Origin of the sequence: Pseudoalteromonas sp. SCSIO 43088, from assembly GCF_023650795.1 — a bacterium.
GTDB lineage: Bacteria > Pseudomonadota > Gammaproteobacteria > Enterobacterales > Alteromonadaceae > Pseudoalteromonas > Pseudoalteromonas shioyasakiensis.
The window spans coordinates 196,769-222,239 of the sequence record NZ_CP072676.1 but is presented as its reverse complement, the minus strand read 5'-3'; the positions used below and the strand labels follow the sequence as shown (position 1 = coordinate 222,239).

At 41.8% G+C, this 25,471-nt stretch carries 19 protein-coding genes; 6 read left to right on the top strand and 13 right to left on the bottom strand.

Annotated features, from left to right (window positions below):
- Window positions 1–114: 114 nt before the first annotated feature.
- The 5 genes from J8Z28_RS18795 to J8Z28_RS18775 form a co-directional block, all read right to left on the bottom strand.
- Window positions 115–1,149, bottom strand: a complete 1,035-nt coding sequence (locus tag J8Z28_RS18795; protein WP_250659528.1) for an IS110 family RNA-guided transposase — start codon at window positions 1,147–1,149, stop codon at window positions 115–117.
- 287 nt (window positions 1,150–1,436) lie between these two features.
- Entirely contained in the window at window positions 1,437–2,630 is a 1,194-nt protein-coding gene (locus J8Z28_RS18790) for an alkaline phosphatase family protein (protein ID WP_250660758.1), read from the bottom strand.
- Window positions 2,631–2,642: 12 nt separating this feature from the next.
- Window positions 2,643–4,400: a hypothetical protein gene (locus J8Z28_RS18785; RefSeq protein ID WP_250660757.1), complete on the bottom strand. Its 1,758-nt coding sequence runs from the start codon at window positions 4,398–4,400 to the stop codon at window positions 2,643–2,645.
- Window positions 4,401–4,417: 17 nt separating this feature from the next.
- Window positions 4,418–6,733, bottom strand: coding sequence for a PEGA domain-containing protein (locus J8Z28_RS18780; protein ID WP_250660756.1), 2,316 nt, complete (start codon window positions 6,731–6,733; stop codon window positions 4,418–4,420).
- A 10-nt stretch (window positions 6,734–6,743) separates the two neighbouring features.
- On the bottom strand, window positions 6,744–8,156 hold the full coding sequence (locus J8Z28_RS18775; protein ID WP_250660755.1) for a glycerophosphodiester phosphodiesterase: 1,413 nt from the start codon (window positions 8,154–8,156) through the stop codon (window positions 6,744–6,746).
- Window positions 8,157–8,374: 218 nt separating this feature from the next.
- Between J8Z28_RS18775 and dgt the strand changes: the two genes are divergently transcribed.
- Window positions 8,375–9,832: a dGTPase gene (gene dgt, locus J8Z28_RS18770; protein ID WP_054563229.1), complete on the top strand. Its 1,458-nt coding sequence runs from the start codon at window positions 8,375–8,377 to the stop codon at window positions 9,830–9,832.
- A 109-nt stretch (window positions 9,833–9,941) separates the two neighbouring features.
- On the top strand, window positions 9,942–12,206 hold the full coding sequence (locus tag J8Z28_RS18765; protein ID WP_250660754.1) for a hypothetical protein: 2,265 nt from the start codon (window positions 9,942–9,944) through the stop codon (window positions 12,204–12,206).
- A gap of 591 nt (window positions 12,207–12,797) precedes the next feature.
- Here J8Z28_RS18765 and J8Z28_RS18760 read toward each other — a convergent pair.
- The 3 genes from J8Z28_RS18760 to J8Z28_RS18750 all read right to left on the bottom strand — a co-directional run bounded on the left by J8Z28_RS18760 (window position 12,798) and on the right by J8Z28_RS18750 (window position 15,863).
- Window positions 12,798–13,490 carry a hypothetical protein gene (locus J8Z28_RS18760; RefSeq protein ID WP_250660753.1) on the bottom strand — a complete coding sequence of 231 codons (693 nt, stop codon included), beginning with the start codon at window positions 13,488–13,490 and terminating at the stop codon, window positions 12,798–12,800.
- Window positions 13,491–13,568: 78 nt separating this feature from the next.
- Window positions 13,569–14,879, bottom strand: a complete 1,311-nt coding sequence (locus J8Z28_RS18755) for a BamA/TamA family outer membrane protein (protein ID WP_250660752.1) — start codon at window positions 14,877–14,879, stop codon at window positions 13,569–13,571.
- A 75-nt stretch (window positions 14,880–14,954) separates the two neighbouring features.
- On the bottom strand, window positions 14,955–15,863 hold the full coding sequence (locus tag J8Z28_RS18750; RefSeq protein ID WP_250660751.1) for a LysR substrate-binding domain-containing protein: 909 nt from the start codon (window positions 15,861–15,863) through the stop codon (window positions 14,955–14,957).
- A 113-nt stretch (window positions 15,864–15,976) separates the two neighbouring features.
- Here J8Z28_RS18750 and J8Z28_RS18745 point away from each other — a divergent pair, with 113 nt between their 5' ends.
- Window positions 15,977–16,282 (top strand): hypothetical protein, encoded by a 306-nt coding sequence (locus J8Z28_RS18745; protein ID WP_250660750.1) that lies wholly within the window; start codon window positions 15,977–15,979, stop codon window positions 16,280–16,282.
- Window positions 16,283–16,653: 371 nt separating this feature from the next.
- On the opposite strand, the gene J8Z28_RS18740 is transcribed toward J8Z28_RS18745, so the two are convergent.
- The 3 genes from J8Z28_RS18740 to J8Z28_RS18730 form a co-directional block, all read right to left on the bottom strand.
- Entirely contained in the window at window positions 16,654–17,688 is a 1,035-nt protein-coding gene (locus J8Z28_RS18740; protein WP_250659528.1) for an IS110 family RNA-guided transposase, read from the bottom strand.
- A gap of 214 nt (window positions 17,689–17,902) precedes the next feature.
- Window positions 17,903–18,184, bottom strand: a complete 282-nt coding sequence (locus tag J8Z28_RS18735) for a putative quinol monooxygenase (protein ID WP_250660749.1) — start codon at window positions 18,182–18,184, stop codon at window positions 17,903–17,905.
- Window positions 18,181–18,402 (bottom strand): DUF2798 domain-containing protein, encoded by a 222-nt coding sequence (locus tag J8Z28_RS18730; protein WP_250660748.1) that lies wholly within the window; start codon window positions 18,400–18,402, stop codon window positions 18,181–18,183. The genes J8Z28_RS18735 and J8Z28_RS18730 overlap by 4 nt, the downstream gene beginning before the upstream one ends.
- Window positions 18,403–18,483: 81 nt before the next feature.
- On the opposite strand from J8Z28_RS18730, the gene J8Z28_RS18725 reads away from it, so the two are divergent.
- Window positions 18,484–19,338 carry a LysR family transcriptional regulator gene (locus tag J8Z28_RS18725; RefSeq protein ID WP_250660747.1) on the top strand — a complete coding sequence of 285 codons (855 nt, stop codon included), beginning with the start codon at window positions 18,484–18,486 and terminating at the stop codon, window positions 19,336–19,338.
- A gap of 48 nt (window positions 19,339–19,386) precedes the next feature.
- Here J8Z28_RS18725 and J8Z28_RS18720 read toward each other — a convergent pair whose 3' ends face one another.
- Window positions 19,387–20,112 carry a hypothetical protein gene (locus J8Z28_RS18720; protein ID WP_250660746.1) on the bottom strand — a complete coding sequence of 242 codons (726 nt, stop codon included), beginning with the start codon at window positions 20,110–20,112 and terminating at the stop codon, window positions 19,387–19,389.
- 152 nt (window positions 20,113–20,264) lie between these two features.
- A complete protein-coding gene (locus J8Z28_RS18715) occupies window positions 20,265–21,137 on the bottom strand; it encodes a nuclease-related domain-containing protein (protein WP_175083115.1) in 873 nt (290 codons plus the stop codon).
- Between the two features lie 358 nt (window positions 21,138–21,495).
- Between J8Z28_RS18715 and J8Z28_RS18710 the strand changes: the two genes are divergently transcribed.
- Together J8Z28_RS18710 and J8Z28_RS18705 are read left to right on the top strand one after the other, a co-directional pair.
- Window positions 21,496–24,648: a DEAD/DEAH box helicase gene (locus J8Z28_RS18710; RefSeq protein WP_250660745.1), complete on the top strand. Its 3,153-nt coding sequence runs from the start codon at window positions 21,496–21,498 to the stop codon at window positions 24,646–24,648.
- A 30-nt stretch (window positions 24,649–24,678) separates the two neighbouring features.
- Window positions 24,679–25,413 (top strand): hypothetical protein, encoded by a 735-nt coding sequence (locus J8Z28_RS18705; protein WP_250660744.1) that lies wholly within the window; start codon window positions 24,679–24,681, stop codon window positions 25,411–25,413.
- Window positions 25,414–25,471 lie beyond the last annotated feature (58 nt).

Sequence of the window (25,471 nt, the reverse complement as noted above, 5' to 3'; positions counted from 1 at the left end):
CTCCTACTCGGTGTTTTAACACGCCAGGCACTTTACAGGCTATCAAGGGTGGGTCTAACCGCTTAACGCAGGTTCTTGGTCAATACTGTTGTTTCTGTTATTGAAGGCTAAATATTAATTGGCTAGTAAACTGGGTTCATAACTCGTGCCCTTTTTCAGCATGGCATACGCTGTCCTAACTGTTTTATTTGCTAATGCAATGGCGGCGCACTTCACACCGCGTCTTTCAACTAATGCTTTGAGCCATTGTTCTTTTTTCGTTTTTGGCTCTCGATGCTTTAACTGACTGATAACCGCTCTGGCTCCGAGAAACAAGTGACTGCGTAATGTTATCTCTCCACGGTATTTGGCTATATGACCTATTCGTACTTTTCCACCACTTGAGTGTTGCCGAGGGGTGACACCAACATTGGCTGCCGCATTACGTCCACTCGTAAAATGGGTTGTGTCACTTAAGCTTATTAATAAACCAACCGCTGTGATAGGCCCGACCCCCTCAAGCGCCAGTAAACGTTCACACTGCTCATCTTGTTTTACTAAACCTGTCAGTAACTCATTTAATGTTTCTTTTAATGTTGATTGCGCTTTAAATAATTCATAGCACTGAGCTAGACACTGCCTTAAACCAGCGGTTAATCCATTATCGCTATCCTCTAGAATCTCAGGGATAGCTTGCCTAAACGCGCATTCCGATTGCTTGATTACAATCCCAAATTCAAGTAACAAGCCTCTGATTTGATTAGCCAGCTGTCGTTTCTGCTTTTCAGCTAAGGCGCGCATTCGCTCTATTGACTGTAAGCTTTGCTGTGCTTGTGTCAGTGATTTACACGGGCGGACATTAGGTGAGAAAGAAGCGGCAGCTATTGCAATGACATCATTTGCATCTGTTTTCTGGCCAACTCTAAATGCTTTGACAAATCGAGGATCTAGAATCACGACTTCATGACCAACACTACGTGCTTTGCGTGCCCAATAATGAGCACCACCACATGATTCCATAACAACTTTACAGCGAGGTGACGTAGTGAGTATGGTCAGTAGCTCTTTTCTGCCCACCGCTTTATTACTTTGAAGTTTTTGATGAAAAAACTTACCGACTTGAAAAACATTTTTTGCCAAGTCGATGCTAATTAGGTTAAATTTTGACATGTATGGATTCCTTATTGGTAAAAGTAATTGTCCAATCTCTTTATACCGTACTCACCCCATTTGGGGGAGGAGTCCATACATCTCCTACAAGAGCTCCTAAAAGGTTAAAATCGCTGAGAAGAACACTCGACCTAACCAACCCCACTGATCGACTGACATCTAATATCTGACCTCTAACGACTAAAAGCCAGCGATTTTGCATCGCGTCCTAGAACCTAGTGCCTAGCGCCTTTCCCCTTTCTAACTTTACTCTTTCCCCTAGAGTCTTTCCCCTCACCAACTCACACCTACTCCTCAACCGCGGTCCATAAACTTTCACCGTTGCTGTCGATTGGGCTTAAAATCTCAAGGCCTAGAATTTTGGCGATCAGCGGGTACACATCTAAATTACTTACTTCGTCTAAACGGAGGCCTTGTTTAAAGGCGGGGCCGGTGGCGATAAAGGTTGCGGCCATATCTTCGCTATAAGCATAACCATGGGTACCTAAATAACCGGCCATTTTACTGTCGGTAAACACCCGAGGCGCGTCGGTTTGTAAAATAATATCGCCAACGCGCGGGCCTTTATCATAGTGATAATCACGCTTTTGCTGGTCGCTTAGCACGATATAGCGACCATCAGCGGCTTGAGCAAGCTTTTTACTGAATCCATTAATATCTGCTTTGCTATCTGGTTTTGCATAATATAAAACCCGAGGGCCGGTGTTTTGCACTATGAAGTTGTTGTCTTGCGGCAAGCTATCAATTTTAATACTAAGGCTTGGTTCTACAGACGCCATACCGTGATCAGACACAATCACTAAGTTAATGTTTTCATCAAGCGCTTTTAAACGACTCGATAAATCAGCCATTAAACCATCAAGCTTTTGCACTGCGTCATAAGTTTCTTTAGCATCAGGGCCAAACTCGTGCCCCATGCTATCGACCAGCGAAAAGTAGCTAACCACTAAACGCGGGCGCTGTGCTTTTGGCAAGCTCAACCACTGAATAATTTGATCAACACGCTTTTGATAATCACTGTGTTTTGAATAATGATAAAAGTAATCAGGCAGCATGCCGTTAAAGCGCGCATCTGATTCAGGCCAAAAATAGGTGGCGGCTTTTAAGCCTTGCATTTGTGCAAGGTTCCAAAGCGGAATGCCATTTACCCAAGTGCTATCGTCTTTCCCTTTACCCATTTTGTAGCAGTCGTTACGCTCGGTATCACAAAAGCGGTTCTCGACAATGCCATGATTAACAGGCAATAAGCCGGTAATAATCGACAAATGATTCGGGAAGGTTTTGGTCGGATAAACAGGGCGCATTTTGTTTGCTCTCACGCCCTGTTCACTGATTGCTTTTAAGTGCTTTGCATGGTGTTTTTCAATGTAATCCCAGCGAAATCCATCTATCGAAATAAGTACCACAGATTGCTCTTGCTCCGCTTTTACAAGAGAGCTGAACGCTAATAAACCCGCTAAAACTAATTGCCAAATACGCATGCGAAACCCTTTTTAGTTCAATTTGTTAATTTGCTCAGAAACTTTACCAAACTGTTTTGAAAATTTTGTGATCATGCTTTCGAGCTTTTTCACACTACGCTTTAAACGTGAGCCGTTTATTTGGCTATAAATAAAGCCCCAAACCCCTGTAACCACACTTAACACAATAAACACAGCAACTGGTAGGCCATCTAAGTGTTCAACCACTTGCGGGTAATTATTGAGTAAATCAATGCCAGCATCTGGTACAAGTGTATTCACTAGTGGGTAAAAATCTTGGGCATCAAAGTACCACGCTAGCCCTACTGACGTAAGACCAAGCAATACCATACGGTTAAAGCCATGCACCATGCCAAAATTTCTGACTGAAGAATTATTGTACTTAATGTCTTTACTCACATTAACCGCATACTCACGGTAATACTCAGAGTAACGCTTAGTATCAACACTGCTGTAGGCGTAATACACCCAATCACCAATATCAACAGAGCCCAGTAAATCTTCACCCGCTTTAAAAATAAACGGCTCACCCGATGCGGTTTCGAGCATGATTTCACCTTTTAAGGTGGTGCTACGATTACGATAAACCTCAACGCGCTCTTTTACATCGCTGCCAACATACATGCCACCACGATAGGTGGTTGTGGTTTCTGTAGTGGTCACTGTTTGGCGACTTTCATTGGCATGTGCGCTTTGCTCTTTTTCTAATACTTTACCAAGCACTGCACAATGACTAATGGTGCCCTTTTCGTTACGTGCCCAAACATTTTTATGCTCATAAGCGTTTTCATATGCAAGGCTATACTCATCCATAATGGCATGCTCAAGCTGGGCAATACTGGTTGGTTTTGTTTTGCTTGGCTCTAACGCTTTTTGAATGCTAATGGCTTGCTCATCATCTTTTGCAAGTGATTGTTCTTTTTCAGCAATCGCTTCAACGTGTTGCTTAGCGCCACAGCAATAACAATGCGCAGCATCTTGGCTAATACGCTGCTGGCAAGAGATACAAATAACATCTGACTTACTCGGCGTTCTTGCCAGCATGTTATAACCCAATTGATTTAGGGTGGTCGATAGCATCACATCTGTTGCTGCTAAAATCGCATCATACTTTGCTTCTTGTTTGGCTTTGGCTTTTTTATGGTAGTTGTGCTCTGCCATAAATACCCCGATAGCAACTGGCAATGACGCAAGTAGCGCAGGCAAAAACTCAAGCTTTGCCGCAAACAACATGATTAAGAATGTAATAACACTTAGCACCAGCCATAAAATGGTTCCACCAGTGTAGTTTCGGCTGATGGTTTTGTCCCAGCTGCGATATTGTTGATCGGCAAAATGCACAATCACAACTGGCATAAAGCGGTCATTTTTAACTACCCGCCTAGCATTGCCATCAGCAATTTGATAATTAAGCGTTAACGGTGTTTCCTGAAAAGCAGTGATCACATTCCCCTTTTGTAGGTTAGCAATTACATCTTTTTCTGCATCAACACTAAACTCATGAATAATGCCGTCTTTGTCTTCTACTTCTAGCCACCAATAACCATATAGCATGTTGTCTTTATTGGTTTTATAGCGGCGCTTATAGTAATACATTGATTTCACAACGCCTGTGATCGTACTCGCTTGTGGCGCATAGTTTTTTACATCAACCAGCAAGTCAGGGCTGAGTTCTTCAACCGTGTGCATTTGTCTTTTTTGCTCAAGAGCTTCTCCACAATCACAACAGTGAAGATCGGTGGCATACACCGTATTTTGGCAATGTTGCATTTTCATTCCTTGCTTAATTAATTGCTTAAATCAATGGTTAATGTTTGTTCGCCAGCATCTACTTGGTGCCAACGTCGATACGTTTTATACCCAGGCGCCGACACTTGAATATCATAAGCGCCAGTTTTTAATGTCATGCCGGGGCGATATTTAGGGCCGATATTCATAATGCGAATAGTGGCGTTCGCCGGGTTTGTAGTAATGGTAAGTTTAGTTTTTTGCTCAACCAGATATTGTCTACGCTGTTGCTGCTCAGCACTTAAACTGGCATCGCCGTGGCGCAAAATATCAACCTTGGCTAAAGCATGGCTCAGCGGGCTAAAACTCTCGTAAATATGCAATTTTTCTTCAAACTTTAAACCAAGAGGATGCAGTAAAGGCTGGGCATGCAAAGTCCAACGAATCGCATAACTAAACACCGGATTGCTCGACTCATCGACCTTGTCTAAAAAGTAGTTAACAGGGCTTTGGTCGTCTTCGGTAAAGGTGTTATGCACAAACATTACTGGCACTATCAAAATCAGCGCTGGCATAATCAGCTTTTGCAAAACAGATACACCTGTCGTTGGCTGCTTTTCTTGCTTAGGTTTAATCAATTGCCACAGTTTTAACGGCAGCTTGCTAAAGGTTAAGCAAATCAAAAACAGTGACAACGACATCGAGATAGGCGGAATAATCACCGAACGCAATGCTTGCTTACCGTACTCGGCATACTCGCCACCATCAGCAAATTTACCTTCTGAGCTATTAAGCATGGCTAGGTATTTGTCGGTGCGTTTTGCAATGTTTGGATCAAGCACCTTGTCTTTAAAGTTCTTTTTGTTCCAGTCGGCACGAATGTTTTTTACGTATAAATCACCCATTCTGTCTGCAATTTTTGCTTGAATTTGTGGGTGCAGCTGAAACGCAACCCAGCTTAAGTTTGGCTTTAAACTCATGCCGCGTTTGCGCATTTCGCTTTGCCATTGTGCATTAGCTTCACTGGTTACTTTTGTAGCTACTGCATTAGCAAATGCTTGACGTTGATTCACATTCCAGTTGCTATCAAGTTGTAACCCTTTGCTGGAAAAATGTGCTCTAAGCTTCTTTTGCGTTGTTTCGTGAGCACGAAACGCCATTAAGTTTTCAATCGTAAATGGATAGCCCGTTTCACTCACAAACATCTTATGAAAATTTGGATGTTGTAAAAAACGCAGCTGATAATGATCTGGGTCATCGGTGTATTTGTATCGCTTGTCTTTAAAGCCGCCATCACCACCGGTTGCTAAACTAGCAGCCTGTAGTGCGGTATAAACACCACCAGTAAGCACCCCCATTAAAATCGTGCCTGCAGCATTTTCAGCAACCGAAACATCTTCTTCAATAAGCCAGTAATCAGGCTCAATGTAGCCAATACCGGCTTTTAAAATATTGCTTCGGTAGTCTGCTGCTTCGCGTTCATAACAACGATTTCGGCGGTCTATTTCACTGCTTTTATCATAACGCTCACGGCATTTTGCAATGCTGTGGTGGTAATCATAAATCTTCGGGCCATACTTTTGTGCGCGTGCTGACGCTTTTGCTATATGGGCTTTTTGTGCTTGTTGGTATTTGCTCCAGCCGCTATTGATCTCTTGTTCAACTTGCTGCCAATAACCTTGCTCGCGCTCACCGATACTTGCCAAAGTGCTGTTGTACTTTTTACTGCCATCAGCATAGGCTTTGTATTTAATCACCAGCTCATCATATAACTGGCTGTAGTTTTTATAATGTTTATCAAAATCTTGATACGCTTTTTTCTGTACAAACGCAGCAATAATCTTTCGCTTATCTTGCTCTAGGTTGTCTGAAAGCGCGGCATCGCTATACAGTAAGCCACCAAACAGCGCCAAAAAGGTCAGGTTTTCTGAGCTATGTAATTGCTCAGGGTTATAATCAAGGTCGTTCACTTTAATCGAGTTAATCGCCAGCGCGTCTCTAAGTGCAGCACTGTAGGTAGCAAACTGGCGCTGCTCTGCGGTTGAAGGCTCAATTAAGGTTTTTTCAATGGCATATTTTTGGCCAAAAAACACCACCGGCCAAACTAAACACAATAAAGCGATAAACGAGATAATCCCACGGCCTACTTTGGCTACCATGGCTTTAGGTAGAAAGTCAGCTAACAGCAGTGCAACACCCACCCCAGAGACAGCTCGGCCATAAATTTCAAGGTGTTCAAGATCTTCTGCCGAAGGGGTACCTAAACCGACTAAAGAGACTAACTGGGCATTAAAAATTGCCTCAGGTAATAAATATAAAGTAGCTAAAACAAGTAGCAAACAGCGCCACCAAAACGGCTTTATTAAATCAGTCATAATTTTATTCTTATTGTTTTTTACGCAGTTCTAGTTCAACAGCAGGATCTGTTTCTAGGCTAAAATCCTCATCGGCTTGGCGAGTCCCAATTTCTAAATTAGGTGCTGAAGGAGTCGATGTTACTTTTGGAATATAAGTTTTTTCTTGAGTTGATTTAAGCGTGCCGCCCACCGCAGGGTAAAGCTGATTCCCTTTATAAGCATACAGCTCATCAAGGCGCTCTAAATCAAGATCAGCAGGCATGCTGGCAATCAACTTAGCGCCTGCTTCATCGCTAAAATACGGCTGCATTTTTGGTAATTCAAACACAGAACAAAAGCCATAAACGGTATCGTCCATAATTACAGAGTCAGGGCGAAGAGAACGCGACTGCGCTAATAGGCTACGCTCATGATAGTCGTGGCCGTTTATAGAATAAGTGGCAATCATAATACCGCGCGCTTTAGCAACCGGCTTTAAGCGTGCTGCACTTTGCTTGTAATGACGAATATCAAGTACATAACCAAAGTTACGTTTTAGCTGTTTTGCTAATTTATCGAGCTTAACTGGGCTGTCGTAACGTTTTTCACGATGATAGCGATTACCAAGAGCTTGTAAGCTCTCAAGCTCTTCTTTATTGCGCTCGTAAATTGGGTCGCTACCAGCGCCACGTTTTAGGTCACTTGCTAACTTATTCATAGAGGCTTTTGCAGGCGACTGAATAAATGCCAAGTAAATATCTGGGTTAATATCGCGCATACGGGTCAGGTTGCGCATTTCTAAACTGCTGAAAAAGTAGTTACCACCGCCAACAAATTCATATGCTAAGTAATCAAGCATTTTTAAATCGTTAACTGAAGCCTTTGATTTTATTTCAATATTAAGTTTTTGATGGGGTTTGCGATAGCGCGCAAACGTGGCAGCAAGCTCTCTGAATGAAGGTGGCATATCATCGGTAAGTAACCCGGTATCTTGGTTACGATGACGTAAATAACCCCACTCTTTTTTATAGCTCATCGACTCAATTTTGCGGCGCTGGTTATCAACGGTGCCTGTTTCGCGACCTGTACGGGCATCATGATGCACAACCCACACATCGTCACGGGTAATTCGCACATCAATCTCAACAACGTCAAAGTTGTTATCGATGGCATCAATCACTGCGTTAAGTGAGTTTTCTGCATAACGAATTGAGCCGCGGTGGCTTTGCAAATTAAAGTTACTACATTGCCTAGCAGAGGCGTAGTTGATATTACCAAGTTGGCTTTCATAAAACCCTCGTGCATACAGTGCACCCTGCTTGGCCTTAATGGCATTTTTTTCGGCCACCGTTAAGGTGCTTTCAGCGCTTGGCTCTGGGGTGCTTTTACAAGCCGTTAAACCAATACAACACAGAAGAATACTGGCTAGGAGCCATGGTTTTTGAGACAAAGTTTGCATCATTGCTATATAGCCAAAAGGCTTTCCTTTCTAATACAAGATAATGAAGAAGTGCGTAAAACTGAATAATATATGAATAAAGGCCACGATTTAAAGTAATAACTTTAATAAAAATGAATATTTTAATTTAAGATACAAGCTGTTAGATTTAATTTAATAAATGGCAAAATGTTGCTAACAAAACGCAAAAGCCCGATTTTACCGCTTTGTGGGAATATAAAATGATCGATTTTGGTAAAAAAATAACGCCTGCGCGCGAAATGCGCTCTACCAATAATTTACACACTGCGCTTGAAAGTGATCGGGGCCGCATTATTAACAGTGCTGCAATTCGTCGTTTGCAACAAAAAACCCAAGTTTTTCCACTCGAACGTAATGCTGCAGTGCGCTCAAGGCTTACCCACTCGCTTGAAGTACAACAAGTGGGCCGGTTTATTGTGCAAACCATTTTTAATAAGCTTAGTGATGCAAAACAAAAAGAATATGGCCTTGCTGGGCTTGAGCGCCCGCTAGAAAGCCTAGTAGAAATGGCGTGCCTAATGCACGACATAGGCAACCCACCGTTTGGTCACTTTGGCGAAGCAGCCATCAACCAATGGTTTGATAAACACTTAGACGCACTGACTCCTGAGCGCTGTAAAGGCATTGGTATTAGTGTGATCTTTAAACACCTAGCCCAAGACATAAAAAGTTTTGAAGGTAATGCCCAAGGTATTCGCATAATTCATTCATTACTTTCTCTAAACTTAACCTACAGCCAAAGTGCCGGAATTTTAAAATATACACGCCCGGCCAGCATGGCGAAAATAGACAGCCCGCAAGATAAAAACTACCTGATGAAAAAAGTGGGTTACTACTTCAGCGAAAAGCCGTTTATAGAAGCTCTGCAAACGGAGCTCGAAATTGAGCAATACTGCCGCCATCCGGCCAGCTACATTATGGAGGCCGCTGACGATATTTCGTATTGTTTAGCCGATATTGAAGATGCGGTAGAAAAAGGCATTATTAGTGTTGAGTCGCTTTGCGAAAAATTAAAAGAGCAATACACCCGCACACTCACAAACCTAACCATAGACGATACCAAACACAGCGACTTTGCCGAAAAAGCCATTGATTATGCGTTAAGTAAAGCACAAGAGCAGCCGTACAATTTTAACAGCGAATTTTTTATCTACCTGCGTGTGACCTTGCTACACCCATTAGTAAGCTATGCAGCAGAGCGGTTTATTAATAATATTGAAGCCATTTACCACGGTGATTTTAATCAGGCTTTATTAGAAGATAGAAGCCACTTGCACGCCGTTACGCTCACCTTAAAACAAGTAGCATTAAAGCATGTATTTTGCCACAAAGAAGTAGAGCGTTTAGAGCTACAAGGCTACCGTATTATTAGCGGTTTACTTGACTGCTATAAACCTTTACTTGCCCTTGATGCTGATGCTTTTAAGCGCGTGTTAAAAGGCGACCAAAACTATTTAATTGAAACTCGTCTGGTTAAAAAACTATCTAATAAACATTTAAATAGTTACCAAAAAGCCATTGACGCCCTAAAAGCCGAACCGGATCATTTTGCCGCCTACGAATTTTATTATCGATGCCGATTAATTCAGGATTATATAAGCGGAATGACCGACCAATTTGCTTACGACGAATACCGTGCGCTCATGGTAATTGATTAACCACTACGAATACGCTTAATTTGTTAACCAAATGTGGATAAATTACTCGTCTCAGCTTAGAATTAATTAACTGTTAGGTCATCGACTAAACCTTACTGGTCCGGAACTTATGCCAATTATAAAAACAACTTTTCTCTTATTACTCCTAAGCTTAAGCTTTACGAGTAAAGCGCAGTACAACGAAGCCATGTGTATTTTGTTAAAACAGCAAATGCATGAATACCGCTTTAACACCAGCAATAAAAACTATCGCTCAGCTGCCAGAAACTATGAGAAAAACTGCAAAAATCCAACACCAGTAAACAATGCAGCTGCTTTCGAAAAACTAGAACAACAAACGAAAGAAACAGCCCCAGTTAATTCAACTGCAGCAGCTAACCCTAGGGTGCACTCAGGCGCTATTCAAGCTGAACCTGAAGAAACTACGGCACCTATTGCAGAGCAAACCGTTGAACCTATCGAACAGCAAATGCCAGCAATTGAGCCTGAAGTTCAAGAACCAGAGCCTGTCGAACAAACAAGTGCCTCTGCAGAACAAACCGAAATACCAGCAAAAGTTGACCGTATTACGATTTCTGATGCTCCTGAAGAACCAGTAGTAGAATCAACTACTAGCTCTGCTATTCAAGATCAAGCCACTGAAGTTAAAACCCAAAGTGCTGAGACTGCAACTGCTGAAAAACCAGCTGAACCTGAAGTAAAAGCAGAACCGGCACCGAAGCCTGCGCCAACACCTGCACCTATGCCAGAACCTATTCCTGCAAACAGCGATAGCTCTTCAAGCTCATTATTAATGCCAAGCTTAATTGTGTTGTTGGTATTACTTGTTGCAGGTTTAGTGATTGTGCGTATCCGTCAAAGCAAAAAAGCAGACGCCGATTCAGAACTTGAACAAAGCTTAATGCAAGCTAAAGCCCTTAAAGCAGCTGCAGAAGCACAAGCAGCTGCTGAAAAAGAAGCTGAGGAACTAAAAGTAGCAACAGCCGCAGTGCTGGCCGAAGAACAAGAGCACCCTCATGAAGACAGTTCCCCGCTTGCCAACGATACATTTACTGCAACCGAAACTGACAATAATGACGAGCTTTCTGAGCTTATGCACTTTAGTGCTCAGCGTGATAAAGAAGAACAAGAGTCTGAAACTTCACTTGAACAACCACAAGCACAAGACTTTGCTGATGCCCATCAATTCGAAGATCTTGAGCTTGGTTACGACGAGAAAAACGCTAACGACGCTGATGACGACTTCTTAGATGAACAACGTGAGTTAGAACAAGAGTTAAAACTAGCAAGCCTTGAATCATCATATCGCACCAACGAAGGAGCAGAGCCGCAAGCTGATGACGTTCAGCAAGATGAGCCTGAAACACAACCAGAATTAGAAGAACCGAGTTATAACGCTTCGTCATCATTTGGCTTTGACGAGTACTCAACCAAAGAATCTGTTACTGAACCTGAGCCATTTGAAGAGCCTAATTTCGAGGCCCCTGAAATAACTGAACTTGATGAGCCTGAAATAGAAGAACCAAACTTTACTACATCTTCGTCATTTGGCTTTGATGAATACGCAACAAAAGAACCGATTGCCGACGATGAGCCAGTATTAGCTGAGATTGAAGAACTCGAAAAGCCGGAAATCGATGAACTAGAGAAACCAGAAATCGAAGAGCCAAGCTTTACAAGTTCGTCATCGTTTGGCTTTGATGAATACTCAACTAAAGAACCGATTACCGACGATGAGCCAGTATTAGCTGAAATAGAAGAACTCGAAAAGCCGGAAATCAATGAACTAGAGAAGCCAGAGATTGAAGAACCAAGCTTTACGAGTTCGTCATCGTTTGGCTTTGATGAATACTCAACTAAAGAGCCTGTTGCCGACGATGAACCGTCTAAAGATGAAGTGCCTGAATATGACTTATCGTCACTGATGGGTGATGATTTATCGTTTGCAGATCATTTTAATGAAGATGAGCACACAGTCACTGCGCCAAACCCAGCAGAAGAACACGACGACATTAACGATGATGATTTAGCTAAAGCCTTACAAGCGCTTGAACAAGAACTACAAGATGAACCAGCTTCCGTTAACGTAGAAGAGCCATCACAGCCAGTGGTAGAAACAGTTGATTTGTCCGACGAACTGAGAAACGACGATAAGCTTGAAGAAACGCCTGAAGAAAAAAGTGAAGAAGCCGACAAAGAGCCAGAGCAAAAAGATGATAAGCCGTATAATCCATTTGCGAACTTATCGCTTGATCCAACCTGGGACCCAAATTCAGACGAAAAGCCTGTGATAGAAAGCAAAACCAAACAGCCAAAATCACAAGCCTTAATTGACGCAGAAGAACGCGCCAAACAGTTTAAAACGGATGAGTGATTAAGTTGCGAAGTACAAGTTTCGAGGTGCGAGGTTCGAGATGCGAGATGCGAGATGCGAGATTCGAGATTCGAGGTGCGATTTTACATCGCGACCTAACGCCTAAAGCCCAAAACCCAGCACCCAGAACCTAATGTATTCACCGTAGGCGTGAAACTTGTTTCGCGCGTCTGAGAGCTGAAGGCTGAAAGCTGACCGCTCCTCAACGTGCGATTTTACATCGCGACCTAACGCCTAGCGCCCAAAACCCAGCACCCAGAACCTAATGTATTCACCGTAGGCGTGAAACTTGTTTCGCGCGTCTGAATGAAAAGGTTTACATGGATTATGTTGGGTTTCGCTCCGCTCTACCCAACCTACCCTAAAACGAGCAGTTCAAATGCAGAGAAGAATGCACGATCTAACCAACCCCACAGTTCGACTGATATCTAACATCTGACCTCTAACGACTAAAGCATCGATTTTACATCGCGCCCTAGAGCCTAGAGCCTAGCGCCTAATACCCAGCTCCTAACTCCTTTCCCCTTTACTCTTTCCCCTTTACTCTCGCTAACTTTCCCCTCGCTAACTTTCCCCTCGCTAACTAAGCACTCACTTCACCACTGACCGTGGGCGCATTAACCAATGGAAAATAAATATCAAACCAAAAAACACCGATACGGCTAAAACGCACAACACAATAATGTTGGTTGGTAAAAACGAATCGGTGCTGTAGCTATAGCGTTTTAGCTCTTGCTCGGCTGTTAACTTAGCTCGTTCGGCTTTGCTAGGTAAAACAAACTCATGAAACGAGTCTGTTGGTTTTGCTTCTGTACGGGCAAGTTGCGCACTTTTTTGCTGCCATAACATATCAAATTGCTGAAACTGAATTTGCTTATTTTCAAGGCACGACTCAAGGTTTTGCAGCTGTAACGATCGAGCAGCACAACGTGGCGGCATAACATAAAAGCGCTCCCATGCAGCTTGTTTGCTGATGTAGGCTTGCTCTGTTAATGGCTTTGCCAAGCTGTTTTCAAGCTCTGTAATATCAGGGTTATACAACGACGATTTAAGCTCAGCAATTTGCTCTTCACTAAAACAGGTTTCGGATATACGCGCCGATAAGCTTTGAATGCGCTGTTTATAGGCTTCAATTTTGTCGAGAAGATTGGTTTTACGCAGGGCTATTTGTAGCTCTATACGTTCGGCTTGCATGCTTTGACATGCTTCTGAAGGAGCACTTTGCTGCGCCCAAGCAAAAGCGGGCAACAACAAGGCTGTTGTCATTAAAATCCGTTTAATCATTAATTTACGTCACTGTAAAAGTTAGGGGTACAGATTAGCAGTTTCTAGTAAAACTGCAACAAATCTGCGCCAAATTCACTAAAAAGGCTGATCTATCATAACCCAAAAATTGGCCCCTTCTTTTGAATTAGCAAGCTCTGTTCGAACGACTAACCCCGACATCATAGCTCTTAAAGAAACACCATAGTCATAATGGTAGTCTTGCCATAATGTATCCAAGGTTAAATGAGGTGACACACGACCAGCTTCAACAAAGCCAACTAACTGAACCCAATCTAGCTTCAAAAACTTTAACCAATTTACATCTGCTATTGGGTTATATTTAAGGGTATAGCGATATTCGAATGCCCCATAAATAGCGGCTTTGTCATGAAATCGATAAAAATCATAACCCCGTAAACGCTTAAATCCTCCTAATGTAGCGCCTTCGTTATACGGTGCAGCATCAGAGATAAACTTAGTGCCATCAAGAGTGTGATTAACTTGCCAGCTAGGTGAATAAGCAGCCCAAAAATTAAATGCTAAAATACGCTGATGAGCAAACTCACTTGCCCCTAAAGAAATAAACTTACTGCCATTAAACTGCCACAAATCCCAATCATAAATATCGTCACTCCCTGGCATTGATTGGCTATAGGCAAGATACTGCCTGCTTCCGTAACTTGGGTTAGTTGCAAAATCGGTGTTGTCATAGAGCAGGCCAAATTCCATTGCTGAAATGCTGCCATCTTGTGTACCCTCATTAAATTCAAAGCTTTGCGAGCGCCTAAAATAGCGTGCAGTTGCAACCATTACTCCCGATTCCAACGGGTTCCACTGTGCCCCGCCCGATGGCTCAGAAACTAACAAACCGTTTTTAAGTTGGTAACGCACCATACCTGTTTGCGATGTTGCGCCAAACGGTAAAGCGTATTCGATGCGAGCATCAAACCAATTCGAGCTACCATCGGCTTCTAAATACACCTCGTTTGAAGAGTCATTACTACCGGGGAACACGGCGTTGTCAGCAATGGGCACTTTATGGCCTCCGGTATAAGCTCGCTGATCAGGAAAATACGCAGCCATGCCACTGGCACTAAAATACCAGCGTTCTGAATCTAACACCTTATAGTTAAACAGGCCTGCCCACACCCCTTCGCTCACATCACCTTTAAATGCAGTAGCGCCAACGGTCATTTGTGGTTGATGATAACCTTTGATCATGCCACCCACACCAAAGTTAAGCCCCATGGTATCGGTGCTAAATAAGTAGGGAAGCAGTAAAGACTCGTGCTTTTTATTCGCGCTCTCAACACGCTCAATACTTGCTTTTACACGGGAAATATCAGCATTGGCCGTTAGGCTTGCAGCCACACAAACGCCACAAAAAATAACTTTAAAGTTAAGCATTACTAGCTCCTTTAGTAAGCGACTTAAATAAGCATAGCTGGTGCTTAAAAACTTTAAAATGATTTAACGCAAATGTTACTGATGAAGTTGATAAAACTGCTGATCATCTAAAGCAAATTGAGCAAGCAACCAATCTTTAAACAGCTGTACTTTTTGCCATTTAAAATGTTCGGGCGGCGCAGCAAGGTAGTACTTATATTGGCAGTGATACTCATAGTTTGGATAAATCTCAAGCTGACCAAGTTGCAGTTGAGTTTCGATTAAGCGCCGCCTTACCATTGCAATTCCTTGCCCTGCTAACGTGGCTTGAATAACCAGTGCAGCGTTATCAATTTCAAGTGCGGGGAGCGCATCTGGGCTTACAGCTAATTGCTGAGCCAAAGTTAACCAACCGCGCTCTGCGTCTGGGCACACATCTTTAATTAGTTTTTGTGCCAGAATCTGTGGTTTGAGGGGTTTATTAACATCAATGGCACCGGGTTTATAAGCCAAAAATAGGCTGTCGTCGCTGATAAGCTCACTGTGCAAACCTGGGTAATTTCCTTGACCAAATCGAATGCCTAAATCAACTTGCCCCGCTGAAAAGTCGGCAAGTTGATCGCTTGGTTCAATACGCACTTTGATATTGGGGTATTTGTTTTGAAAGTCGCTAATACGGCCCAGTAACCAGCCACTGGCGAACGAAGGCAGCACAGTTAAGTTTAACGTATTTGGGTGGTTATCTTGGCTAACAGCCTGCACACCTGCCTGAAAATGACTAAAGCCCTTAAGTACATGGGGTAATAGCTGTTCGCCTTGGCGAGTCAGCTCAACATAACGGGTATGACGAGTGAACAAGCTGCAATCAAGCTGTTGTTCTAACAAGCGAATTTGTTGGCTAACCGCAGCTTGGCTAACAAACAATTGCTCTGCCGCAAGCTTAAAACTACCTAACTCTGCCGCGTGTTTAAAATACCAAAGACTTTTTAATGGAGGTAACTGCATACGCATTTATAGTTAATAAAAACTTAAGCATAGGTAATTTTTAATCGTTTGTCAGTAGTAGTAACACGAGTAATACTCATATTGCCAACCGCGACAAGAGAAGGACAACCACCATGAAATACTTACTTATTTTATTGCTTATATTTGCCACAAGCTTTAGTTATGCCAACCAACCCGTAATTACTCAGCTTGATACCGATGAAGGCTACCCCTATAAAAACTTAATTAAAAAAGTAGAGCGAGTAGAAATTCGCTATGTAGAAAACAGCCATTCGGTGATCTGCAAAGTCAATGTGCAAACACTGCATAACCAATACATGGGCAAAGAACAAAAAGTCTCAGCCAAGCTATTTGCAAAACGCCCAATGGCCGCGTGTTTAACCCGCGAAAAAGCCAAACAAATCCTGCATATGCTGTAACCATTTCAACCTTGTGAAACTAGGCTACGAATAGCTGTACTTCCCCAGTAGCCTAGTTTTTTTTAGCTGACGGCGTGACCTGCTTTGTCTGACGGCTGATCGCTCTTTTATGTTTGATTCGGCACTAAATTACCTTATATGGACTCCTCCTATTGCACAATACCCTTCGTTAATTTTGTCAGACTGCGTGCTTATATGCGGGCTCATAATGAGGAGCTACCTCGGCCCTTTGATGTATTCGCGCCCTTGTGCCTCTTCTCCTACTCGGTGTTTTAACACGCCAGGCACTTTACAGGCTATCAAGGGTGGGTCTAACCGCTTAACGCAGGTTCTTGGTCAATACTGTTGTTTCTGTTATTGAAGGCTAAATATTAATTGGCTAGTAAACTGGGTTCATAACTCGTGCCCTTTTTCAGCATGGCATACGCTGTCCTAACTGTTTTATTTGCTAATGCAATGGCGGCGCACTTCACACCGCGTCTTTCAACTAATGCTTTGAGCCATTGTTCTTTTTTCGTTTTTGGCTCTCGATGCTTTAACTGACTGATAACCGCTCTGGCTCCGAGAAACAAGTGACTGCGTAATGTTATCTCTCCACGGTATTTGGCTATATGACCTATTCGTACTTTTCCACCACTTGAGTGTTGCCGAGGGGTGACACCAACATTGGCTGCCGCATTACGTCCACTCGTAAAATGGGTTGTGTCACTTAAGCTTATTAATAAACCAACCGCTGTGATAGGCCCGACCCCCTCAAGCGCCAGTAAACGTTCACACTGCTCATCTTGTTTTACTAAACCTGTCAGTAACTCATTTAATGTTTCTTTTAATGTTGATTGCGCTTTAAATAATTCATAGCACTGAGCTAGACACTGCCTTAAACCAGCGGTTAATCCATTATCGCTATCCTCTAGAATCTCAGGGATAGCTTGCCTAAACGCGCATTCCGATTGCTTGATTACAATCCCAAATTCAAGTAACAAGCCTCTGATTTGATTAGCCAGCTGTCGTTTCTGCTTTTCAGCTAAGGCGCGCATTCGCTCTATTGACTGTAAGCTTTGCTGTGCTTGTGTCAGTGATTTACACGGGCGGACATTAGGTGAGAAAGAAGCGGCAGCTATTGCAATGACATCATTTGCATCTGTTTTCTGGCCAACTCTAAATGCTTTGACAAATCGAGGATCTAGAATCACGACTTCATGACCAACACTACGTGCTTTGCGTGCCCAATAATGAGCACCACCACATGATTCCATAACAACTTTACAGCGAGGTGACGTAGTGAGTATGGTCAGTAGCTCTTTTCTGCCCACCGCTTTATTACTTTGAAGTTTTTGATGAAAAAACTTACCGACTTGAAAAACATTTTTTGCCAAGTCGATGCTAATTAGGTTAAATTTTGACATGTATGGATTCCTTATTGGTAAAAGTAATTGTCCAATCTCTTTATACCGTACTCACCCCATTTGGGGGAGGAGTCCATACATCTCCTACAAGACCTCCACTGGGTTTAATTGCATAGAAGAACACACGACCTAACAACCCCACAGGTCGACTTTCCCCTAGTACCTAGCCCCCTAGAGCCTAGCTCCTTCCCCCTCGCATCTCGCATACTTTTTCTCAACACTCCTCCAACTTCTCTACCTCAACAGGCTCCGCCAAGGCATTTTCATAAAACGCGAACACCGCTTTGGTATAAGGCTGAGCATAATGCTCATCAAGGGCGGCTTGCGATTCAAACTGCTCAACTAAAAACAAACAACGCTGCTCTTTGCTTGCAAACAACTCAAAACGATTACAACCAGGCTCTGCACGAGTGGCTGCTAATATGGCCTGTAAACGCCCTTTACAGTCGTCAAATAATGCCGCCTTTGGGGTAATTTTTGCCACGATATTAATCATACTGACTCCTTACTATATAACTTTAAAACCAATGCCCGAATAGGCGGGGCAACCGTAAAAGCCACCACAAACGCAGCAGGCCATGCATTAGCAAACGCCTTCATCCAACTTAGAAAAAATGTATCGCTCAACCCTAAGTTGACATAAGTGACCCATGCCGAAAGTAAAAACGACATTAAAAACGAAAGTGCCGCAGTAAAAGTAAAATGAATTTTCATATGTCCTCCTTGGCGTTACTATATTTGCACAGGGCAAGTGGCAACAGTCACGAAAATGCAAACTAAGATTGAGGGAGTCGTATGCTGGATGATCTGCATTTATTTATTGAAATAGCGCGCCGTAAAAGCATGAGCCAAACAGCAAAAGATTTAGGACTGAATCTATCAACCTTATCAAGGCGCATTCAGGCGTTAGAAGAAAAACTCGCTGAGCCATTACTGCAACGCACAGCCCGAGGCATTGTGTTAACCGCCAAAGGCGAATCACTGTATAACGAGTTAGGCGAACAAGTGCTCGCTCTTAACAGCCAGCTTGAGCAATTAAATGACTCACCCACTGCAAAAGAGTTTTATCTTTTGTGCCCACAAAACATCATTGCGGGCCCACTGATAGGGGCAGTTAATCAGTTTGCGATGGCCAACCCTGCGCTAAACCTCCACATTTACCCAAGTAATGCCAACAGCCAACTAAGCCAAAAACGTTTTGACTTAGCCATTCGCATTGGCGAACAACAAGATTCAAGTTATTTTCAAAAGCGCCTAGGCATGATCGCAATAAAGCTGATTAAAAAGAAAGATGCCCCAACATCAAGGCTGATACTGCCATATTCAGAGTCACAACTCCCCAGCGGCTTACTTAAAAAACTAAAAACCGAGTATGAACATATAAGCTTTTGTTTTGATATTACAATCGCCAGAAAAATGGTTGAAGCAGGCTATGGCATTGGCTTGCTACCCATGAGCGAAATATGCTGTATAGAAGACACCAGCAACTTTAGTTATATCGACTCCCCCCACAACATTCCCGCAAGGCCAATTTACGCCCTCTGGCCACATTCACGCACACCATCAGCGAATGCCCAGTTGTTGATAGAACAACTCCAAACCAGTATTGCAAACTCACCAAGCTTGCAAGGAGAGGTGTTAAGGCTGTAGTTGCGAGTTGCGAGGCATTGTAGGTCGGGCTTTAGCCCGTATAACAACTCAATCTTTAAACCAACGATAAAGACCAAACACAAACAACATGGCCGCAATGCCAGCCAAGGCTAATTGCCAAATTTTAAGGTTATTCAACTTTGTTAATTGCGGACCAACACTCTCATTTAAAGGTGTTGAAGCTTGTTTAACGGGTGCTTCGATTATTAGATTCTTTATCACGGCTTGGCTTGTAGTTTTATTTGCATTAATTTCTGTAATGGTCGGCTTTACAGTAATAACAATATCTTTATAGTCTGCTTTAGCTTTACCGCTCCAAGCAGATTCAAATAGCGCCTTTTGCTCAGCTTTATTTTCGCTACACCATACAAAATCAGCTTGCTGAATATTCTTCGCTCTACAGCGATCAGGTAATTGATAAAATTGCCCCCAAGCATGGCGCTTTTTATCGTCATTATATGAATTTGAATACACCGTAGAGTTATGTACTTTGGTGTTTAAAAGTGCGGTAGGGTTCGAGCGATACGTATAATTACCGCCATTACCAGAACTTCTTTTTGGGTGTTTGCAGTGTCTCGCTAACAGCGTAAAAAGCTCATCTAAACGCTGATTCCAACGTTCACCTTGCCTAGCCGTGTAGCTACGATTCATTCTCTTACGAATGCCCTCGCGCTCAGCCTCAATGCTATCACAGCGACTCTTTGAATATTGCTCTTCAGCAACCGTGTTGAAACTCGCAAGCAAAGTAGCGAGTATTAAAATCCATTTATTCATAACATTACATCTGTGTAATTTGGTTGTAATTACTCCCTATGTGTTAGCTAGGGAGATATTTATTCGATAAAAGCTAGCTAAAACAATTGCTTTATAAAACTTTCGATGCAAATTGCCTACTCAAACTAAGCATTAAATTTAGTCTCTATCAATTAAACCTTAGAAATATTTAAGCTTCTTTGCACAGCTTGATAGCAAATAGCTTTTTGCATAGCTCCATCTATTTGGTTTTGGCGCATCGACAATATAGTTTTTGCTAACTGTCTATGGGAAACAATAGGAAATGGTGGTCGCTGCTTCAACTCTATAAACCAACCTGGAAAGCACAATATTGGGGTTATTTTTGTTTGAAAACCAGTTGCTTCACTTAACCATTTATAAACCCAATTTGCTTGTATTTTTGCTTGTTCAATTGGCTTGTTTTCACTCCAAGATGGAAAGGCAAGTAGATTATTTTCGAATCGGACTTTGTAGTTTGTATCATCTTTAACGCGCTTATGCCTTCCTTTTGTTTCAATCGCAAAAACACCATTAGGCCCAATAACTAAGTGATCAATATTAAACCCATCAGCTTGAATATCATGAAATATTTGATACCCATGAGATTGAAGCTCAATTAATTCAGATGCAACAGCTAACTCAGCGTCTCGTCCTAGTTTTAGTTTAATTAACTGGTCTGATTCAAACCACGATTTTCTGGCGGTGTAAATTAAACCGACAATAATTACAACTATAAAAAAGTAGTTCAATTGACCGCTTGCCAACATTTCGGTAATCCCTTTGAGGGCAAACGGCATTGTAATAATCAATGTAGCTAAACCTATGTAACCAACAACATTAAAGACCTTATCGTTTACTTGATCGTTAAGTGTTTGTGCGGCTACTCGAGTAAATTTTTTTCGATCTACAGGTAACTTGGCTTGCTTCTGATGAAGCCATACTCTTAAAAAAATAACACCTAATATTGAATATATTCCTCCTATTACAAATAAGAGGCTGAGTCCTTGTGCTATGAAGTTATCCATTTCAGATCCTTGTTCTGTTAACTCCCTCTTTATACATCAATTATTTAATAATGTCGCGTTGGCGACGGCAACCAAAGAGAAGTAAACGCCGACTTCTCTTTGGAATCTCTCGGCGCCCCGAGGTTCACACTGTTCCTTCAATTTGAATTAATTAAATGAACGTAAACAGCGTAGATAGGCCATCCGTGGCCAAGCTACGCTTTTTACAGCATCCATGCTGTAAATTACTCATAATTAAATCAATTTCGGGGGTGAACACAGGGAAAACCTCAGCAATCGCCTGCAACTGAACAATGAGTTATTTCTTGTTTTCATTAGCTATTTCAGTAAACTGGCTGTAAATAACAGGGAGTGGTTTATGGAACAGGTTGGCATTTACGAGCAGCTTATTACTCAAGTGATTGAGCAGAATTTAGATCGTAAGCAATTTTATGTAGGAGAACGCCAACTAGAATCTGCCGAAGCCGCAACTTGGTTAGCTCGATTTTTAGGAAAGCTAGTCGCACATGCGATTGATGCTATCCCCCACTCTAAAGATCGATTAAGCGAGCAAATTGATTTAGCTAATAACTTAGTTTTATGGCTTAAAGATCATATTAAAGACGATGAGCTAATCAATGAAAACCTCATAGATAGCCAAGGTAAAATACTTACAGCTCTATTCAATACAGAAAACCCTGTAGCAACTAATCTCAAAGACTACTCAAACAGCATTTTCCCACTAACAGGTCTTACGCAAAGTGAGCTATTTAGTGGCGCAAATGCTGGCCTATCTCTTGAGTCTGAGCTTAAAAGAGAAATTAAATCAGCTGATACCATTTATTGGCTCGTTTCATTTATCAAATGGACTGGACTGCGGATATTTAAAAGTGAGCTAGAAGCCTTTACAAGAAAAGGTAATAAGCTAAAAGTAATCACCACCTCATACATGGGTGCAACAGATGCTAAAGCAGTTGAGTTCTTAGCTAGCTTACCCAACACAGAAGTAAAACTAAGCTACAACAATCAACAAGAACGTTTACACGCTAAATCTTACTTATTTATGCGTAACACAGGTTTTCATACAGGCTACATTGGTTCATCAAACTTATCGCATTCAGCACTCACCAGCGGCCTTGAGTGGAATTTAAAAATCACCGCGCAAGAAATACCGCATATTATTGCTAAAACCAAAAGCACCTTTGAAACCTATTGGCAGTCGCCAGATTTTGAATTATTTAGCGGCAAAGTTGAATGCAAAGAAAAGCTAATAAACTCACTGAATGAGCAGCGTGGTAAAGGCCAATCAAGTAACCAGTTTTATTTTGATATCACACCAAAAACTCATCAATTAGCTATTTTAGAAAAACTAAGTGTTGAACGAAGTGTTCATAATCGATTTAGAAACTTAGTGGTGGCTGCAACAGGCACTGGCAAAACCATCATATCGGCATTCGATTTTAAAAACGTGTATGACAAAAAGCCAAATGCCAATTTTTTATTCGTCGCGCATCGAGAAGAGATCCTCACTCAAGCACAAAGCGCCTATCGTGGTGTGCTAAAAAATAACGATTTCGGTGAGCTATGGGTCGGTAACTATAAACCTCAAAGATACAACCAGTTATTTGCCTCAATTCAGACTCTTAATAATCAAATCGACAACATGAAGTTGAGCGCTGATTTTTATGATTACATTGTTATCGATGAAGTACATCACGTAAGCGCAGCAAGTTACCGCGGTATTCTTAACCACTTTAAACCAAACATTTTATTAGGCTTAACTGCCACTCCGGAAAGGCAAGATGGTGCAAATATTTTGGAAGATTTCTGTGGTGTAATTGCTGCAGAGATCCGCTTACCAGAAGCAATAAACCAACGCCATCTATGCCCATTCCAATACTTTGGGCTTGATGATGATATAGATTTAAGCAAAATAACTTGGCGTGGCGGTCGTTATGATATTAGCGAATTAAGTAAGCTCTACACAGGGGAGAACAACCGCGCTGCTAGAATCATATCGTGCCTCAATGAAATCGCCACAAATATTCACACAATTAAAGCCTTAGCATTCTGTGTTAGCCAAGATCATGCTGAATTTATGGCTAGTAAATTTAACCTTGCAGGTATAAGTGCAGACGTACTTACTAGTAAAAATACTCATGAGCGAAATCACAAACAACAGGCGCTTAGAAGAGGTGAAATAAAGATCCTCTGTGTAGTAGATATTTTTAATGAAGGGGTCGATATCCCTGAAGTTGATACTCTGCTTTTTTTACGGCCAACAGAAAGCCTAACGTTATTTTTACAGCAGTTAGGACGGGGCCTGCGTTTACCTGACAATAGCCAAAAACAATGCTGCACCGTTCTCGATTTTGTTGGTAACGCTCGCCCAGAGTATGACTTTGCTAATAAGTTTCGAGCTCTAATTGGCAAAACTAACCAGTCAATAAAAGCCGAAATAGAAAATGATTTTCCGCATTTGCCGTTGGGTTGCAGTATAGAGCTACAAGAACATACCCAAAAAGCAATTTTGCGTAATATTCAACAGGCAACTAATAGCAAAAGGCGCTTGCAACAGCTTATAAATAGCTATTCACAACATACTAACGCCCAACTATCCCTAAGTAACTTTTTAACCATAAACCCTCAAGTGACGTTAGAAGATATTTATAAACCGAAGGAAAATAAGCTCGGTGGCTGGCACTGGTTAAAAGGCGATGAAATACCAGTAGATCAAGTAGATATTTACGCTGCGTATTATCGTGCAATCAACACTCAATTACTCAGTTGCAACTCACTGAGCTATTTGAGCTTTTTACGCGATTTATGTAACAGCGACTTTAGCATTGAAGTAACGCCTAAAAATCAACAATACGCTCTAATGGCTCATTACAATTTTTGGGATAACACCGGCACAAATCTGGGGTTTAAATCTATTAAACAAAGCTTACAAGCACTAAAAAACCCACTATTACAACATGAGTTATCAGAAGTGATTACGCTTTTAATAAACCGTATTCACCAACAAGAAAGTGATTTAACGTGTCTCCCAAATCACGCAATAAAATTACACAGCCGTTATACACGCCAGCAAATATTAGCTGCATTTGGTGCTCATACGTTTGATAAAAAATCAACTGCACGCGAAGGCGTATTAGAGTTCAAAAAACAAAATTTAGAATTACTTTTTGTAACCCTCAATAAATGCGAAAAAACCTATTCGCCAACAACGCTATACCATGACTATGCAATCAGCCCTACTCTGTTTCATTGGCAAACGCAAAACAGCGCACGACCAGAACACGGCCGCGGCCTAAGCTACATTCAGCACCAACATACAGACAAAACCATCTTGTTGTTTGTGCGTGAACAAAGCAAAGATGAAAACGGTAGAACAATGGGATTCGTTAACTATGGCGAGGTTAAATACCAAAGCCACAATGGCAGCCAACCAATGAATATTACTTGGGAGCTAACAAACCCCATGCCATGTGAAATGTGGCATGAGGCAGGGAAGTTGGCGGTTGGGTGATTAGTTATAAGTTTTATATAGGAATTATAAATGGAAGCTTTTTTACAAGACACTAAAATCATCTCAGCTCTAATTACAGCTACTGTAGCTCTCATAATAGCATTAACAGGCGCTGTTGCTTTCTTTTATAGATCTCGCAGAGATAGTAAAAGAAATGCAAAAAAAGTCTTATTCCATTTGCTTGAGGTTCGTCACGCAATTAGGTTAAAAACTTTACCAATCGATGAAGTCGTTAAAGAGTATTATGAATATGCAGCCAAAAAATTTAATTCATTTACTCCTACAGAAGAAAATAACCCATCAGAGGAGGCTGTGCTTAAACTCATTGAGTGCAAATTCAAAGAGCAACTAGCCTCTATAGAGGAAAACCTTTCTGAGAGCGTAATACCAGCTCTTAATGAAAAATTAGCTGACTTGGCAGAAGACAACCCTATTTTAGCTTTTAAAATTAGAGGTCGAGACAATTTCCTCAAACTATTTGAAACTTCAAAAGCTCAAATAGCTACGCTTCACATACCCAATACAGGCCCGCAATCTAATACAAAAGATTTCCTGAAGAGTGTAAAAAGAATAATGCTAATACGCGCAGCAAAAGAAAGTAATGAGCATATTGACGATGCAATCGAAAAAATAGCCAAATATTGTGGACGAGGTCAGTTAAGAAAATGGCGCAGATTAAAACAAAAAACGGCTTTCACTCACGGATTTGATTTTACCGAATTAGATGATTTATTTGAAAGCTGTCGTTTAATGATGATTGAATAACCGAACAAGGCTAATTGCCAGTGATGCTTTTTAATAAATATAAAAATAGACTCGATAA